Origin of the sequence: Salipiger marinus, from assembly GCF_900100085.1 — a bacterium.
Classification (GTDB): domain Bacteria; phylum Pseudomonadota; class Alphaproteobacteria; order Rhodobacterales; family Rhodobacteraceae; genus Salipiger; species Salipiger marinus.
The window spans coordinates 80,854-96,978 of sequence record NZ_FNEJ01000007.1 but is presented as its reverse complement, the minus strand read 5'-3'; the positions used below and the strand labels follow the sequence as shown (position 1 = coordinate 96,978).

Below are 16,125 nucleotides of genomic sequence, written 5' to 3'. Positions count from 1 at the left end.
GGCCATCGCTTTGGGAGGAATGAGATGACAGTTTCGAACCCGCCGTCGGGGGGCCGTTCCGGGCCTGCCCATGTGACAAGATTTGACCGCCGCAGCTTTCTGTCGACCGGCGCCGCCGGTCTGGGGGCCGCAGCCTTGGGTCTGCCGGGCCGGGCCCGCGCCGCAGGCCGCAAGGAGATCAGCTTTGCCACCGCCTCGTTCTTCGGCAGCGAGAGTTTTGGCGATCTGGTCGACAGCTTCAACGAAAGCCAGGACCGGGTGATGGTCCGCTATATCGAGCTGCCGCCGCCCAGTTCCTCGACCGAGGTCTATCAGGGGCTGGTGCAGCAGCTGGCGCGGGGCAACGGCACGCCGGACGTGTTTTCGCAGGACGTGATCTGGATCGCGGGATTTGCCGCTGCCGGTTGGGCGCTGCCGCTGGATGAATTCGTCGATGCCGACATGACCTCGAAATATTTCGAGGGCACGCTCGCCGCCTGCACATGGGATGGCAAGCTGACCGCGCTGCCGTGGTTCATGGACACCGGCATGCTGTATTACCGCAAGGATCTGCTGGACCAGTATGGCGAGACGGTGCCTGCCACATGGGACGAGATGGCCCGCATCGGCAAGGCCGCGATGGAGGCGGGCGATACCGAATTCGGCTTCCTGTGGCAGGGCAAGCAGGCGGAGGTTCTGGTCTGCGACGCGGTGGAGGCCATCGCCTCCAACAAGGGCGGCATCCTTGCGGAAGACGGGCGCAGCGCCCGCATTGGCGAGCCCGCCGCCATCGAGGCCATCCAGTTCCTTTACGACTCCATCAACACCGCGCGGATCAGCCCGGCCGACGTGCTGAGCTGGGACGAGGAGCCGTCGCGCCAGCCCTTCACGGCGGGGCGGTCGATGTTCCTGCGCAACTGGTCCTATGTCTGGCCCATCGCGCAGGATCCCTCGGTCTCCGAGATCGTGGGCAAGGTCGGCGCCGGGCCGCTGCCGCATTTTGCGGGCGGCAAAAGCGCCTCCTGCCTTGGCGGCTACCAGCTGGGGCTCAACGCCAACACCAAGGAGCGTGACGCGGCATGGGAATTCATGTCGTGGATGTCGGCGCCCGAGCAGCAGAAGCGCATCGCGCTGAATTTCGGGCTTGGGCCAAGCCGCCCGGCGCTGTTCGATGATGCCGATCTGAACGAACAGCAGCCCTTCATGGCGACGCTGCGCCCGGTCTTCACCGGCGCCACGCCGCGCCCGGTCACGCCGGAATATGCCAAGGTGACGCTGGCGCTGCAGTCGGGCCTGTCCAAGGCTCTGGTCAATGGCGAGGTCGAGCGGGAAATGGCCGCGCTGTCGGACCAGCTGGACAAGATTGTCGGCTGATCCCGTGGGCGTGGCGCGATCTTCCGTGGCGCGGGCAGACCTGTCTGCCCGCCCCGGCCCGGCCCTGCCGCGCTGGGTCTGGCCGTGGCTGCTGCTGCTGCCGACCTTTGTCGCCATCGGGGCGGTCGCCTTCTGGCCGATCCTCGAAGGCCTGCGGCTGTCCTTCACCAACACCTCGCTCATCACGCGGCAGTCGGATTTTGTCGGGTTCGACAATTACGCGGGGCTTCTGTCCGACAGCCGCTTCTGGAACGCATGGGGACACACGGTCTGGTTCACCTTCGCCTCCACGGTTCTGGAAACGCTGATCGGGCTTGGCATGGCGCTGGTGCTGTACGAACGCTTTCCCTGCCGGGGTCTTGTGCGCGCGGCGATGCTGGTGCCATGGGCGATGCCGACGGTGGTCACCTCCAAGATGTTCGGCTGGCTCTTTGACGGGCAGAACGGCGTGGTGAACTGGATCCTGCTGCAGCTTGGCCTGATCGACGCCAAGGTGAACTGGTATGGCGATCCCGACACCGCGCTGACCACGCTGATCATCGCCGATGTCTGGAAAACCGCGCCCTTCATGGCGCTGCTGCTGCTGACCGGGCTGCAGACCATCCCGAAATCCCTGACCGAGGCGGCGCGCATGGACGGGGCGCGGCCCTGGACGGTGTTCTGGTCGATCCGCCTGCCGCTGCTGATGCCGACGCTGCTGATCGCGGGGCTGTTCCGGGCGCTGGACGCGTTCCGGGTGTTCGATCTGGTCTATGTGCTGACCGGCGGCGGCCCCGCCGACAGCACCGAGACGCTGTCGACGCTGGCCTACAAGGAGCTCTTTTCCACGCTGGAATTCGGCTATGGCTCCACCGTGTCCACCGCGATGTTCCTCACCGAGGCGGTGCTAGCGGGCATCCTGTGCCTGTGGCTGGTGCGCACGATCCGGAGGGTGACATGACCCTGACTTCCCCTTCCGCCCTGCTGCGCCGCGCCGGGCTGTATCTGGCGGCGCTCATGATCCTGCTCTGGTCCGCCTCGCCCTTCGTGTGGCAGTTCGCGACCTCGTTCCAGCTGGACAAGGCGCTGACCTCGGGCACGCCGACCCTGATCCCCGATCCCTTCACATGGGAGCATTATTACAACGTCTTCTTCGAAAAGCAGCTGCACCGCTATGTGCTGAATTCGCTGATCGTGTCGCTGTCCACCACCGCGCTCTGCCTTGCCTTCGGCTCGCTGGCGGCATTCTCGCTGTCGCGGCTCAACATCCGCGGGCGCTACGGGCTGCTGCTGGTGATCCTGTCGGTGTCGATGTTTCCGCAGATCACCCTTGTCGGGCCGCTTTATATCCTCGCCTCCACGCTGCAGCTTCTCGACACCTACGCCGCCCTTGTGCTGGTCTACCTCGCGCTGGTGCTGCCGCTGGTCACATGGGTGATGTATGGCTATTTCGAAACCCTGCCGCGCGAGATCGACGAGGCGGCGCGGATGGACGGGCTGGGCGCGCTTGGCACCTACTGGTTCATCATCCTGCCCATGTCGCTGCCCTGCCTTGTGACCACCGGGCTGCTGGCCTTCATCACCGCGTGGAACGAATTCCTGTTCGCGCTCGCCTTCACCTCGAACATCGACCACCAGACGATCCCCGTCGGGATCGCGAATTTCACCAATCTTTACTTCGTGCCTTGGGGCGACATCGCGGCGGCCTCCGCCGTCGTGACCGCGCCGCTCATCCTGCTTGTGCTGATCTTCCAGCGGCACATCATCGAAGGGCTGACCCAAGGCGGGATCAAGGAATGATCATGGGACAAGACTTCAGACTGGGCTGCCAGACCTTCACATGGGAAATGCTCGGGGCGGGCTGGACCGGCGGGCCGGATGACCTGCTCGCGGCGATTGCGGCGGCGGGCTATACGGGGATCGAGATCACCGACAAGATGATCGGGCACTATATCGACGATCCCGCCGGATTTGCCGCCGCACTTGACCGCGCGGGGCTGACGCTGGTCGCCTATGCCACAGCCTCCGCCAGCGGCTATTGCGAGGCGTCGCAGGTCGCGGCGGATGTGGCGCGGATGCGCGAGACGGCGCGCTTCGTGGCGCGCTTTCCAGGCGCGCTGATCTCGATGGGATCGGCCACGGTGATGTCCCCCGGCCCGCGCGCGGCAAAGCATGACATCGCGGCGCAGGTCTATGACGCCTGTTTCGAGGCGGCCGCGGCAGAGGGCGTGGCGCTGGCGGTGCATCCGAGTTCGCACCATGACACGCTGATCTTTGACGAGGCCGATTATGCCGCGCTGTTTGACCGGATGGATCCGCGGGTCGGCTGGGTGCCCGATACCGGCCATATCCTGCGCGGCGGCCAGAGCGTGGCGGCGGCGATGACCCGCTGGCGCGACCGCATCCGCTACGTCCACCTCAAGGACGTGGATGCCGCAGGTGATTGGGCGATGCTGGGGCAGGGGGTCGTTGACGTGGCCGAGGTGGCGCGGCTTGCCGCCCGCGCGCCCCACTTCACCGGCTGGCTGGTGCTGGAGGAGGAATCCGAGACGGCGGGCCGCGATCCCGCCGCGGCGGTGGCCACCAATCACCGCGTGCTGCGCCAGATGCTGGCGGCGGAGGGCCTGTGATGACCGAGCTTCATGTCGGGATCCTTGGCTGCGGCCCCATCGCGCAGTTCGCGCATTTCGAATCCTGCGTGAAGGCGCGCAATGCCCGCCTGCACGCGATCTGCGATGCCGCCCCCGACCTGCTGGAGCGGATGCGCGCCACCTACCAGCCGGGCCATGCCTTTGCCGACTATGACGAGATGCTGGCCGATCCCGCGCTGGATGCGGTGATCATTGCCACCTCTGACGCGTTTCACGTGCCCGCCGCCCTGCGCGCGCTGGAGGCGGGCAAACATGTGCTCTGCGAAAAGCCCATCGGCGTGACCGTGGAAGAGGGCGAGGCGCTGGCCGCCGCCGTGCGGGCCAGTGGCCGGATCCTGCAGGTGGGCCACATGAAACGCTTTGATCCCGCGCTGGAGGCGGCGCGCGATTTCGTGCGCGACGAGATGGGCCAGATCATCGCCCTGAAGGCATGGTATTGCGACAGCACCCACCGCTACACCAACACCGATGCCGTGCAGCCCAAACCGATCCTGTCGGCGCAGGCGCGCAGGCCTGCGGGTGACCCCAAGGCCGACAAGCGGCAGTATTACATGCTGGCCCATGGGTCGCATCTGGTGGACACCGCGCGGTTCATGTGTGGCGAGATCACCGCCGTCACCGCGCGCCTGCTGGAACGGGCGGGGATGTGGTGCTGGTTCGTCGAGACGGAATTCGCCAATGGCGCGCTGGGGCATCTCGACCTGACGGTGGCGGTGCGCATGGACTGGCACGAGGGCTTCCAGATGTATGGCGAACATGGCTCCATCCTCGCCAAGACCTTCAACCCGTGGTATTTCCGGTCGTCCGAAGTGCAGATCTTTCACGAGAAAGACGCCACCACCCGCATGCCGCTGGCCGCCGACGGGCATTTCTTCCGCCGCCAGCTTGAAGGTTTTGCCGACACCATCCTGCAGGGCGCGCCGATGCGCGGCGCAGGCGTCGAAGACGGCATCGCCTCGATCCGCGCCATGGTGGCCATTGCCAGTTCCGTCCGGCAGGGCGGCGCACGGGTGGCGCTGGCCGATGTGACGGGGGCGGTGTGATGCAGGCGGGGATCTTTGCCAAGACCTTTGCCGGACACGATCCGCACACCGTGCTGATGCAGGTGCGCGCGGCAGGCTTTGCCGCCGCGCAGTTCAACCTCGCCTGCGCCGGGCTGGACCCGGTGCCCGAGGTGGTGCCCGAGGGCGTGTCAGGCTCCCTCCGTGCGGCGGCCACGGCCTGTGCCGTGGCGCTGCCCGCGCTCTCGGGCACCTGCAATCTGGCCCATCCCGATCCGGCCACCCGCCAGTCCGGCGTGACCCGGCTGCGCGGCGTGATCGGCTGCGCGGCGGCGGCGGGCATTCCGATGGTGACGCTCTGCACCGGCAGTCGCAATGCCGCCGATCAATGGGCGCCCCATCCCGACAACACCACCCCCGAGGCATGGGGCGACATGCGCGCCGCCATGGCTGAGCTGGCCGAGATGGCCGAAGACGCGGGCGTGGTGCTGGGGATCGAGCCGGAGCAGGCGAATGTGGTCCGCAGCGTCGGGGACGCGCTGCGGCTCGCGCAGGATCTGGGCACCGACCGGCTGCGCCTCATCCTTGATCCCGCCAATCTTTTTGACCACGGCTCCCCCGCCGAGGTGCGCGAGATCGTGGCCCGCGCGGTGGACGAGTCCGCGCCGATGCTGGGCCTTGCCCATGCCAAGGACCGCACGCCCGAGGGCCGCGTGGTGCCGCCCGGCGATGGTGCGGTGGATTTTCCGGATTTTGTGCGGCGCCTTGCGGCGGCAGGCTATGACGGCGCGCTGGTCACCCATGGCATCGCCGAGGCCGAGGTGGCGCAGACCGCGCGGCGCCTGACCGCGTGGCTGGCATGACCGCGCCGCTTTGCCGCGATGGCCTGCCGCTGGCCGTGCACCGCGCCGGATCCGGCCCGCTGGCGCTGGTCCAGCACGGGCTGGGCGGCGATGCGGGGCAGGTGGCGGCGCTCTGGCCCGACAGCCTGCCCGCCACCCGGCTGACGCTGGACTGCCGCGGCCATGGCCCCTCGCCCAAGGGCCTAGGCGGCTGGGGTTTCGCGCAGTTCGCCGCCGATCTTGAGGCGCTGCTGGCGCGCGAGGCGCGGGCGCCGCTGGTGCTGGGCGGCGTGTCGATGGGCGCGGCGCTGGCGCTGCGGCTGGCGGTGGCGGATCCGGGGCGGGTGCGCGGGCTGATCCTGCTGCGTCCGGCATGGGGCGTGGGCCCCATGGCGGCGAACATGGCGCCCGTGGCCGAGGCGGCGCGGCTTCTGCTTGCCGGGCAGGGGTTCGAGGACAGCAGGCTTGCCCGCGACATGGCCGCCTCTCCGGACAATCTCGCCTCGCTGCGCGGCTATTTCACCCGGCCCGATGCTGCGGAATTTGCCCAGGTTCTGGCCGCGCTGGCGGCGGATGATCCCGGCCTGACCGGGGCGCAGATTGCGGCGCTGGACCTGCCCGCCCTCGTGCTGTGTGCGCCGCGCGACCTGATCCACCCCGCCGCGCTGGCCGAGGATCTGGCCCGCCGCCTGCCGCGCGCGACGCTGGCGCCCCTGCCCGACAAGGCCGCCGATCCACAGGCGCACCGGCAGGCCGCCGCCCGCGCCATCGCGCAGTTTCTTGCCCAACTTGACTGAAGGACGGTCATGACCCTGTTTCTCGACACGCTTCCCCGGACCCGGCTTCTGGCCGAGATCTCGCTCTGGTCCGCCGATCTGCTGAACCTTGAACGGGATATGGCCCGCATCGCGCCTTATGGCGACATCCTGCATGTCGACGTGGCCGATGCCCGCTTCACCCCCGGGTTCCTGTTCTTTCCCGATCTCGTCGCCCGCATCGCCGATGTGGCGCAGGCGCCGGTGCATGTGCATCTGATGACGCAGGGCGACATCGTGGTGGATCAGGCCCGCCAGTTCGCCGAGGCGGGCGCCGATCTGGTCACCGTCCATGCCGAAACCGGCGCCGAGGGGCTGGCCGCGCTGGATCTGCTGGCAGCGCGCGGCACGGCGGGGGGCGTGGCCCTGACGCTGGACCAGCCGCTGGCGGCGCTGGATCCGTTCCTGCCCCGCGTGGCCATGGTGACGCTGATGGGCACGCGCATCGGCATCAAGGGCGCGGGGCTCGATCCCGAGGCCGTGCCCCGGATCCGGGCGCTGCGGCAGACGCTGGCGGCGCAGGGGCTGGGGCGGGTGCGGGTGGCCGCCGATGGCGGCATCCGCGACACCACCGTGCCGGATCTGCGCGCGGCGGGGGCCGACACCGTGGTGATGGGCTCGCTCGCCTTTGGCGCGGACGACCTTGCCGCGCGGTTCGGCTGGCTGCGCGGGCTCGGGGTGCAGCAGGCATGACCGCCGCGCCCGTCCTGTCCTTTGACCTTGGCGGCACGCGGATGCGTGCGGCGCTGGTGGCCGGGGATGGATCCGTGCTGGCCATGGCCGAAGGCGCGACCCCGGCGCGGGACGGGGTCGGCGCGGTGCTGGACGGGCTCTGCACTCTGGCCGCCGCCTGTCTGGCGCAGGGACCGGCGCCGCGCGCGGCGGGGCTCTGCGCGCCCGGCCCGCTGGATGCCGCGCGCGGCGTGATGCTGGCGCCGCCAACGCTGCAGGGCTGGCGCAACGTGCCCGCCTCGGCGCTGCTGGGGGAAAGGCTGGGCCTGCCGGTGCTGCTGGAGAATGACGCCAATGCCGCAGCGTTAGGCGAACAGCTGTTCGGGGCGGGGCAGGGGGCACAGTCGCTGGTGTTCATCACCGTCTCCACCGGCATTGGCGGTGGCGTGATCGTTGATGGCCATATTCTGCGCGGGCGCGGCGGTCTGGCAGGAGAGATCGGCCATATGAAGATCGCCGAACACAGCCCCGAATGCGCCTGCGGCGCGCGCGGCTGTTTCGAGGCGCTGGCCTCCGGCTCGGCACTGGGGCGGCGCGCGGCAGAGCAGCGGCGCGGCGCGCCCGAAGGTGCGGCGCCCCCCACCGGGCGCGACGTGATCGAGGCGGCGCGCGGCGGCGACCGGCTGGCGCTGCGGCTGGTGGCGGGGCATGCGCGCTGGCTGGGCCGGGGTTTTGCCAATCTGCTGCATCTTTACGCGCCGGACATGCTGGTGATGGGCGGCGGGCTGGCCAATGGCTTTGACCTGCTCGCGCCCCGGATCCGTGCGGAAATCGCGCAGTCCGCCATGCCCGATTACCGCGACACGCCCCTGCTGCGCGCGGCGCTGGGGGATGCGGCGGGGCTGGTGGGCATGGCGCATATCGTCCGGCAGGCTGCGCCGGACAGCGGGAGGGAGAGACGACATGGCTGATCTGGAGCTGAAGGGCCTGCGCAAGAGCTTTGGCGGGCTGGAGGTGATCAAGGGCGTCGACCTGACGGTGAGGGACCGCGAATTCGTGGTGTTCGTCGGCCCGTCGGGCTGCGGCAAATCCACCCTGCTGCGGATGATCGCCGGGCTGGAGCCGATCAGCTCGGGCAATCTGCTCATCGACGGGCAGCGCGAGAATGACAGCGAACCGATGGATCGCGGGCTGGCGATGGTGTTCCAGAGCTACGCGCTCTATCCGCACATGACGGTCGAAGAGAACATGGGCTTTGCCCTGCGGGTGGCGAAACTGCCCAAGGAGGACCGCGCCCGCATGGTGCGGGAGGCCGCCGAGGTGCTGGAACTGGGCCATCTTCTGTCCCGCCGCCCGCGCGAACTGTCGGGCGGTCAGCGCCAGCGGGTCGCCATCGGGCGCGCCATCGTGCGCAATCCGAAAATCTTCCTGTTTGACGAGCCGCTGTCCAACCTTGATGCGGCGCTGCGCGTGAACATGCGGCTGGAACTGATGCGCCTGCACCAGCGGCTGCAGGCGACGATGATCTACGTCACCCATGACCAGACCGAGGCCATGACCATGGCCGACAAGATCGTGGTGCTGCGCGACGGGCGGATCGAACAGGTGGGCGCGCCCATGGACCTGTACAACCGCCCCGCCAACATGTTCGTTGCGGGCTTTATCGGTGCGCCGAAGATGAATTTCCTGCCGCTGCAGGCCGGATCCGGCGCGCTGCGGCTGCCGGGCGGCTCCGTGCTGCCGGGGATGCAGGCTGCCGAGGGCATGGTGCTGGGCCTGCGCCCCGAACATATCGCGCTGGGGCCCGCCCGTCCCGGCGGGCTCGCGTGGTCCGGCACGCTGCGGCTGATCGAACGGCTGGGCGGGCTCAGCAACCTGCATGTGGATCTGCCCGATGGCACCGGGCTGGTGGTGCAGACCGATGGCGGCTTTGACGGGCGCCCGGGGGATGCGCTGGATCTGTGGGCCGACCGCGCGCGGCTGCATCTGTTCGACAGCGCCGAACAGCGGGTCGATCTGGAGGCCCGGAGGACCGAGCCCGCGTGACGCGGGCCCGGACCCGGCCTAGCGCATGGTATAGCCGCCATCGACCATCAGCGTCTCGCCGGTGACCATGGCCGCATCTTCGGAAGCAAGATAGAGCGCCGCCGCCGCGATCTCCCGCGGTTTGGCGAAGCGGCCCACCGGGATTTCGGCGCGCGCCTTGTCGCCCTTTTCGCCGGACCAGCCGATCACCGCCATGGGCGTGTCGACCACGGTGGGGGCGATGGCGTTCACCGTCACCCCGTGCCGCGCCCATTCAAAGGCCTGCACCCGCGTCAGCAGGATCAGCCCGGCCTTGCTGGCGCCATAGGCGGCATGTTCGTCCAGCGCCACCACCCCGGCCTGCGACGAGATGTTGATGACCCGCCCGCGCCCCGACCGCTGCAGATAGGGCAGCGCCGCCGCCGACAGCAGCCACGGCGCGCGCAGGTTGATGCGCATGGTGCGGTCCCAGACCTCTACCTGCGGATCTGCGGCGGCAAAGATCACGCCATGCCCGGCATTGTTGACGAGAATGTCGATGCCCATTTCCGCGCCGATCCCGGCACAGACCGAGGCAATCGCCTCCGGATCCTCCAGATCCAGCGTGAAGGCGCGATGCTCCGGCCCCAGCCTTGCGGCCAGATCGGAGGTGTCGCGCAGATCCACCAGCGCCAGACGCGCGCCGGCGCGGGCGAAGCCTTCGGCCATGGCCGTGCCGATGCCCCCCGCCGCCCCGGTGATGAGGGCGGTGAGCCCTGAAAGATCAGACATGCCCACCCCCTAGATGTCGAAATTCGTCGGCAGCACGATCACGTCGCGGATCGTCACCGTGCGTTTGCGGGTCAGCATGAACATCACCGCCTCTGCCACCTCCTCGGGCTCGATCAGGCTGCCATTCTCCTTGGCCTTGCGCAGGTTCTCTTCGGGCCAGTCCGCCAGCAGGGCAGAGATCACCGGACCGGGCGACACCTGCCCGACGCGGATCCCGTGCCGGAAGAGCTGGCGGCGCATGGTCTGCACGAAACAGGTGATCGCCCATTTCGACCCGGAATAGACCGGCTCCCACGGGATCGCGGAATGCCCCGCGACGGAACAGGTCACCACGATGTCGCCGCTGCCCCGGTCGGTCATGTGCGGCACGACCGCGTGCACGTTCTTCATCACCGCGTTGACGTTGAGGTTCAGCATCCGGTCGATCGCGGCGGTGGTGGTTTCGGTCAGATCGCCGCCGATATAGCTGCCCGCGTTGCAGTGCAGGATGTCGATATGCCCCGCCTTCTCCAGCACCTGCGGCACCATCGCGTCGCAGCTTTCGGGGTCCAGCAGATCGGTCACCTGCGCGATGGCGCGCGCGCCCAGCCGGGTCGTGATCCGCTCCAGCGCGGCGGCGTCGCGGTCGACCAGCACGACGGTCGCCCCCGCCGCATGCATCGCCTCCGCCGAGGCGAGCCCGATCCCCGAGGCCGCGCCGGTGACGGCGGCCACCTTTCCGTCCAGTTGTGTCATGTCAATCCTCCCTCTGGCGGGCCGGTCCGGCCCCGCGTTGTGTGGTCAATGCGTGGTGTAGCCGCCATCCGCGACGAGGATTGCCCCGGTCACGTAGCTGGAGGCGGGAGCGGCGAGGAACAGCGCGCAGGTGGCCATTTCCTCGGGTTCGGCAAAGCGGCCCATGGGCGTGTTTTCGGTCCAGATGCGGTTCCAGTCAGGATTGGCGATGCCGCCCTTGGTCATGTCGGAAACCACATAGCCCGGTGCGATGGCATTCACCCGGATGCCCCGCGCGGCATATTCAAAGGCCATGGTCTTGGTCATCTGGTGGATCGCCGCCTTGGAGGAGTTGTAGGCGACCTGCAGCTGCGGCTTGTTGGCGACATAGCCCGAGATTGAGCCGACATTGACCACCGTGCCGCCGCCGCCCTGCGCCAGCATCTGCGCCACGGCGGCGCGGGCGATGCGGAACGGCGCGATCAGGTTGGTGCCCATGATGTAGTCAAGCTGCGCGTCGTCGAATTCGTGGAAATTGCCATTGGCGGCGACCCCGGCATTGTTCACCAGCACGTCGAGCCTGCCAAACGCTTCGCAGGTGGCGGCGACCAGACGGGCACCAGCCTCGGGGTCGGTGACATCCTCCTGCACCCAGCGGTAGCGGTCGGGATGTGCCTCCAGCAGGGCTGCAAGGCCGGGGGTCTGGCTGCGGCTGGTCAGCACGCAGGTGGCGCCCGCCTCGCCAAAAAGCCGCGCGATGGCAAGCCCGATGCCACGGTTGCCGCCGGTGATCAGGGCCGTCTTGCCGTCGAGGCGGAACTGGTCGAGAGACATGGATTTTCCTCCGTCTGGTGATCCGGCCTCAGGCCGGAAGGGGGGCGCCGCGCTGCAGGCAGGCGGCGGAATAGGGGCGCAGCGCCGCCATGACGCGGTCGATCAGCAGCGCTTCGGGATCCAGCGGCACATCGGCCAGATGCAAGGCTGCGGGCAGGTGCTGGCGCAGCAGCGGCAGCGGCAGGCGCTGGCCGCGCAGCGCGGCCAGCAGCCGGTCCACCGCGTGCTGCGCCTGTGGCGCGGGCCAGTAATAGCGGATGCGGTCGGACAGCGAATAATGCCGCAGCAGGCGCGCCTCTGCCCCGGTGCCGTAATGGCGCTGCCAGGGTCCGGGTGCCGCCAGCATGGCCCCCTCCATCGCGGCCAGCAGCGGGCGGGCGCCATAGCCGGGCAGCAGATCCGAGGCGATCAGATCCAGCGCGTAAAGCGCCTCGCGCAGCGCAAAGGTGACCTCTGGCCCGACCTTCAGCAGCGCGTAGCCGTCCCGCACCAGCGCTGCCAGCGCCTCGGGGCCCTGATAATCGGTGGAATGCGCCTCAAAGACGAATTGCGGCTCGGCGCGCAGCACCGCGTTCAGCGCCTGCGCGCGGTCGGGCGCATAGCGGATGACGTTGCGGTTGCCGAATTCCACCCCGGGCTGGACGACCAGCGCTATGGCGCGGTCAAAGGCCGCCTGCAGCCCCGCCTCGGCAAAGACCCGGCGATGCACCGCGATGCTGCGGTGTGCCGCTTCGGGGGCGGTGGGGTCGACCCGGTCGAGCAGGTGATCGGCCCCACCGGGGGGCGGCACCTCGGTGCCCAGCACGTAATGCGGGGCGGGCAGGCCTGCGGCGGCAGCGCTGCGTTCGGCGGCGGCGGCAAGGCGCGCGGCGCGCGCCGCCGTCGTCTCGTCATCCAGCGCGTCGGGTTCGCCCGCGCAGCCCATCGACGCATCCAGATGGATCTTGCCGAAGCCCGCCGCCACATAGGCGGCAACCATCGCCTCCGCCTCCTCCATCGCCTCTGCGGCGGGGCGGTCGCGCCACGGATTGGGGCCAAGATGGTCGCCCCCCAGCAGCAGACGCTCCGCAGGCAGCGCCTCCTCTGCCGCCAGACGCCGCACCAGCCCGGCAAAATCGTGCGGCGTCATGCCGGTATAGCCGCCCCGATGGTTCACCTGATTGCAGGTCGCCTCGATCAGCACGGTCTCGCCGGTGGCGCGCCCCAGCCGCAGCGCCGCGCGCAGCACCAGCGGATGGGCGGAACAGACCGAGGTCAGGCCGCGCTGGCCGCGCAGCCGCGCCAGATCGGTCAGCGCCAGCGCGGTCATGCCCGATACCCCGTGGCGGCGATGAACGCATCCAGTTCGGCGCGCGTGCCTGCCCCTTCCATCGGACCGCGCCGGGTGACGTTGCGCGCCCCGGCGGCGCAGGCATAGGTCAGCGCCTCGGCCACCGGCAGGCCCAGCCTGCGGCAGGTCACATAGGCCCCGCCGAAACAGTCGCCCGCGCCGGTGGGGTCGATCTCTTCCACCGCGAAGGCCTGGGAATGGACCGGGGGCGCGTCCCGGCGGTAAACGGTGGCGCCCGCCTCGCCCTGCTTGAGCGCGATTTCGGCCACGCCGCCCTGCAGCAGGGCCGCAACCGCCGCCTCGGCATCCTCCACCCCTGCCGCCTGCTGCAGTTCGGCGCCCGAGGGCAGCAGCAGATCACACTCCGCGACCATGCGCGCGAAGCGCGGCAGGATGTCGGGGTCGCGCAGCAGTTCCTTGCGCAGGTTGGGATCAAAGGACACGCTGCCGCCCCGCGCCTTGATCCGGGGCAGGGCGCGGTCGATCACCTCCCACGCGCTTGCCATGGCAAGTGCTGTGCCCATCACATGCAGATGCCCGGCGCGGTCGCAGAGCGCTTCGGTTCCGGCGGTCCAGCCGAAGCGCGCGGCGGCGGATTTGGCAAGGTTGAACACAAAATCCCGCTGCCCGTCTGGTCGGTAGCGCACGAAGGCGCTGCCGGTGGGATACTCCGGATCGATGCCGATGGCGCCGGTTTCGACCCCGTCCTGCCGCAGCCGGTCCAGATTGAGCTGGCCAAAATCGTCATCGCCGACGCAGCCCACCAGCGCCGCAGCCCCGCCCAGCCTGCCGCATTGCGACATGAAGATGGCCGGGGCGCCGCTGGGATAGGGCCCGATCAGCGGCTGCGGCGCGCGAAAGCCGCAGCCCGGCGTGGTGGCGACGATCTCCACAAGGATCTCCCCGACGCAAAGCGTGGGGCCAAGGCTGTCCGGGGCAGGGAAGCTCATGTCAGGCCTGCGCGGTGGTGGCGCGGCGGCGGCGTGCCTCGTCAAGGCCGCGTTCGATGAAGCCCTTGGCATGGGCCGCCAGCGGATCGCTGTCCGTCCACGTGTCGCGCCAGATCGCGCAGGCCCGCGACAGGGCGCCATCCACCACGGCGCTGGAAAAACTCTCGAACACGATGTCGCGCTGGTAGTCGATCTCCAGCAGCGCGTCGAAGATCAGCGGAAAATCGATGGTGCCGCAGCCCAGATAGCCGCGGTTGCTTTCCCCGATATGGAAATAGCCGATCCTGTCCCCCGCCAGCCGGATCGCCGCGGCGGGGTTCGCCTCTTCGATGTTCATGTGGAACGTATCAAGATGCAGCCGCGCATGATCGGAGCCGGTGGCGTCAAGAAAGGCCAGCCCCTGCGCCGTGGTGTTGAGCAGGTTGCTTTCGAAGCGGTTGACGATTTCCAGCACCAGATCGACGCCTGCGGCCTTGGCGATCTCTGCGGTTTCGGCGATGGCCTCGACGCTGTTCTTCCAGCCGGTTTCGGTAGGATGGCGGTCATATTTCATGTGGGCGGAAAACAGGATGCCGCCCAGCTTGGTGCCGCCGATGTCGCGCACCGCCTGAACCGCGTCGCGCAGCATCGCCTTGCCCGCCGCGACCCGGTCCGGATCCTCGCTCGAGACGTCCTTGTCGGCGGGCAGGCCCATGGTCACGCCGATGGCGACATCCAGCGCCTGCGCCCGCTGCGCCAGCCGGTCAAGGTCAAAGAGTTCGGGCCGCAGATAGGCAAATTCTATGGCGCGGTAGCCATGTTCCGCCGTCTTTTCCAGCGCGCGTTCCAGATCGTCCTGCGTCTGGCCACCCGTCCAGACGAACGAGTGAATCCCCAGCTGTCCCATGCAGCTCCTCCCTTGTGGCTCCATCTGCGGCCCCGGCCTCCCAACCGGGGATCTGCCCACGGGGGCAGGGTCGGGGCAGGCAGAGACACCCCGAACACAGCGAAGGTTACAAGTGCATCGCAGGACTTACAAATGATTTCTTTACGCGCGGCAGGTTTTTGGAAGGCGCGGGCACAGGTGCCCACCTCTGACCCGGGGCACAGGTCAGAGCCCTTGCAGGACGGGGGTTTGCGCGGGTTCAGGCGGTGGCCAGCAGCAGATCGGCGGTCACGTCATCGGTGATCAGCATGGTCACCAGCCCGTGCCGCGCGGCGGCGCGGATCACGTTGACCTTGTGCGGACCGGCGGCCACGAGGATCTTTTCGGGAATCGCCGCCAGCGTGTCGAGCGTGATGCCGATGGTGCGCGCGTCCAGATCGTTGGTGACGCTATGGCCTTCGGCATCCAGAAACCGCCCCACCACATCGCCGATCGCCCCAAGTTGCAGCAGGCGTTCGGCATGGTCCGTCGAAGGCAGGCCCGAGGACACGAGATAGGAGCGGGCCGAAATGTCGCTGGCGGTCAGGATCGCCGCGTCAAGCTGTTCGAACTTGGCCAGATGTTCGCGGAAGATTTCCTGCCCCAGAAACGCCTCGCGGTCGATGCCTTCGGACAGGAAGATGGGCGCGGCCAGCAGCGAATAGCTCGCCCCCAGCCGTTCGGCAAACCCCGAGGCGATGCCGAAGGAGTTGAAGATCGCGCCCTTGGTCGTGCCGCCGATCATCGAGATGATTTCAAGATCCGGGAAATTCTGCCGCGCCATGTGGGTGATCGCGCGCTGCAGCGTCATGCCCCAGGACACGCCGATCTTCTGCCAGCCCGCCGTTTCCAGATGCCGCGACAGGAAAGAGGCCAGCGCCGCGCCGACGGGCGTGTGGAAATCATACTGGTCGCGGTTGGCGGGCGCGATCAGCACCTGATCCAGCCCCAGCGCCGCGCGCAGGTCGTTCTGCTGTTCAACCCGGGGCAGGAAGGGGGATTCGATCTGCACCTTCACGATCCCCAGCGCCTTGGCCTTCTGGATCGCCTGATTGACGCGCAGCCGCGTGACGCCAAGCGCCGTGCCGATCTCGGCCTGAGTCATGCCGTTGATGTAATAATGCCAGCAAACTTCGCTGACGAACGAGAACGCCTCGTCCTCTTTTTCCTTGAGCATTCCGACTTCCCATCATTCGAGCGGCGTCCAGACTAGCAGCATCCCTGACGGCATCACCAGACAATACATCTGTCTCGTATGATTTACATATGAATATTTCACTTGAA

17 protein-coding genes are annotated in these 16,125 nt (G+C 68.5%); 10 read left to right on the top strand and 7 right to left on the bottom strand.

The window, feature by feature from the left end:
- The first annotated feature begins 24 nt into the window (after positions 1-24).
- From BLR51_RS09600 to BLR51_RS09555, 10 genes are read left to right on the top strand one after another with little or no spacing between them, the layout of a single operon-like run.
- Complete coding sequence (locus BLR51_RS09600) at positions 25-1,353, top strand: ABC transporter substrate-binding protein (protein ID WP_089846299.1); 1,329 nt, start codon at positions 25-27, stop codon at positions 1,351-1,353.
- Complete coding sequence (locus tag BLR51_RS09595; RefSeq protein WP_207543604.1) at positions 1,343-2,293, top strand: carbohydrate ABC transporter permease; 951 nt, start codon at positions 1,343-1,345, stop codon at positions 2,291-2,293. Before BLR51_RS09600 ends, BLR51_RS09595 begins: the two co-directional genes overlap by 11 nt.
- Positions 2,290-3,132, top strand: coding sequence for a carbohydrate ABC transporter permease (locus tag BLR51_RS09590; protein ID WP_089846295.1), 843 nt, complete (start codon positions 2,290-2,292; stop codon positions 3,130-3,132). Before BLR51_RS09595 ends, BLR51_RS09590 begins: the two co-directional genes overlap by 4 nt.
- 2 nt (positions 3,133-3,134) lie before the next feature.
- Positions 3,135-3,962 (top strand): sugar phosphate isomerase/epimerase family protein, encoded by an 828-nt coding sequence (locus tag BLR51_RS09585; RefSeq protein WP_207543603.1) that lies wholly within the window; start codon positions 3,135-3,137, stop codon positions 3,960-3,962.
- Positions 3,962-5,026: a Gfo/Idh/MocA family protein gene (locus BLR51_RS09580; protein WP_089846294.1), complete on the top strand. Its 1,065-nt coding sequence runs from the start codon at positions 3,962-3,964 to the stop codon at positions 5,024-5,026. The genes BLR51_RS09585 and BLR51_RS09580 overlap by 1 nt, the downstream gene beginning before the upstream one ends.
- Entirely contained in the window at positions 5,026-5,847 is an 822-nt protein-coding gene (locus tag BLR51_RS09575; RefSeq protein WP_089846292.1) for a sugar phosphate isomerase/epimerase family protein, read from the top strand. The genes BLR51_RS09580 and BLR51_RS09575 overlap by 1 nt, the downstream gene beginning before the upstream one ends.
- Positions 5,844-6,623 (top strand): alpha/beta fold hydrolase, encoded by a 780-nt coding sequence (locus BLR51_RS09570; protein ID WP_089846291.1) that lies wholly within the window; start codon positions 5,844-5,846, stop codon positions 6,621-6,623. The genes BLR51_RS09575 and BLR51_RS09570 overlap by 4 nt, the downstream gene beginning before the upstream one ends.
- Before the next feature lie 9 nt (positions 6,624-6,632).
- Positions 6,633-7,334 carry a ribulose-phosphate 3-epimerase gene (locus BLR51_RS09565; RefSeq protein WP_089846289.1) on the top strand — a complete coding sequence of 234 codons (702 nt, stop codon included), beginning with the start codon at positions 6,633-6,635 and terminating at the stop codon, positions 7,332-7,334.
- The gene (locus BLR51_RS09560) at positions 7,331-8,284 is read left to right on the top strand and encodes an ROK family protein (protein ID WP_089846287.1); all 954 of its coding nucleotides are present in this window, start codon (positions 7,331-7,333) and stop codon (positions 8,282-8,284) included. Before BLR51_RS09565 ends, BLR51_RS09560 begins: the two co-directional genes overlap by 4 nt.
- Positions 8,277-9,359, top strand: coding sequence for an ABC transporter ATP-binding protein (locus tag BLR51_RS09555; protein ID WP_089846285.1), 1,083 nt, complete (start codon positions 8,277-8,279; stop codon positions 9,357-9,359). Before BLR51_RS09560 ends, BLR51_RS09555 begins: the two co-directional genes overlap by 8 nt.
- 18 nt (positions 9,360-9,377) lie before the next feature.
- Here the strand turns inward: BLR51_RS09555 and BLR51_RS09550 are convergent, their stop codons facing one another.
- The 7 genes from BLR51_RS09550 to BLR51_RS09520 form a co-directional block, all read right to left on the bottom strand.
- A complete protein-coding gene (locus tag BLR51_RS09550; protein ID WP_089846283.1) occupies positions 9,378-10,109 on the bottom strand; it encodes an SDR family oxidoreductase in 732 nt (243 codons plus the stop codon).
- 9 nt (positions 10,110-10,118) lie between these two features.
- The gene (locus BLR51_RS09545) at positions 10,119-10,844 is read right to left on the bottom strand and encodes an SDR family oxidoreductase (RefSeq protein WP_089846280.1); all 726 of its coding nucleotides are present in this window, start codon (positions 10,842-10,844) and stop codon (positions 10,119-10,121) included.
- 45 nt (positions 10,845-10,889) lie between these two features.
- Positions 10,890-11,657: an SDR family NAD(P)-dependent oxidoreductase gene (locus BLR51_RS09540; RefSeq protein ID WP_089846279.1), complete on the bottom strand. Its 768-nt coding sequence runs from the start codon at positions 11,655-11,657 to the stop codon at positions 10,890-10,892.
- A gap of 28 nt (positions 11,658-11,685) precedes the next feature.
- On the bottom strand, positions 11,686-12,966 hold the full coding sequence (locus BLR51_RS09535; RefSeq protein ID WP_089846277.1) for a D-tagatose-bisphosphate aldolase, class II, non-catalytic subunit: 1,281 nt from the start codon (positions 12,964-12,966) through the stop codon (positions 11,686-11,688).
- The gene (locus BLR51_RS09530; protein ID WP_089846275.1) at positions 12,963-13,937 is read right to left on the bottom strand and encodes a tagatose kinase; all 975 of its coding nucleotides are present in this window, start codon (positions 13,935-13,937) and stop codon (positions 12,963-12,965) included. The genes BLR51_RS09535 and BLR51_RS09530 overlap by 4 nt, the downstream gene beginning before the upstream one ends.
- A 1-nt stretch (position 13,938) precedes the next feature.
- Complete coding sequence (locus tag BLR51_RS09525; RefSeq protein WP_089846273.1) at positions 13,939-14,823, bottom strand: sugar phosphate isomerase/epimerase family protein; 885 nt, start codon at positions 14,821-14,823, stop codon at positions 13,939-13,941.
- A 238-nt stretch (positions 14,824-15,061) separates the two neighbouring features.
- Positions 15,062-16,018, bottom strand: a complete 957-nt coding sequence (locus BLR51_RS09520) for a sugar-binding transcriptional regulator (protein WP_089846271.1) — start codon at positions 16,016-16,018, stop codon at positions 15,062-15,064.
- Between the last annotated feature and the right edge of the window lie 107 nt (positions 16,019-16,125).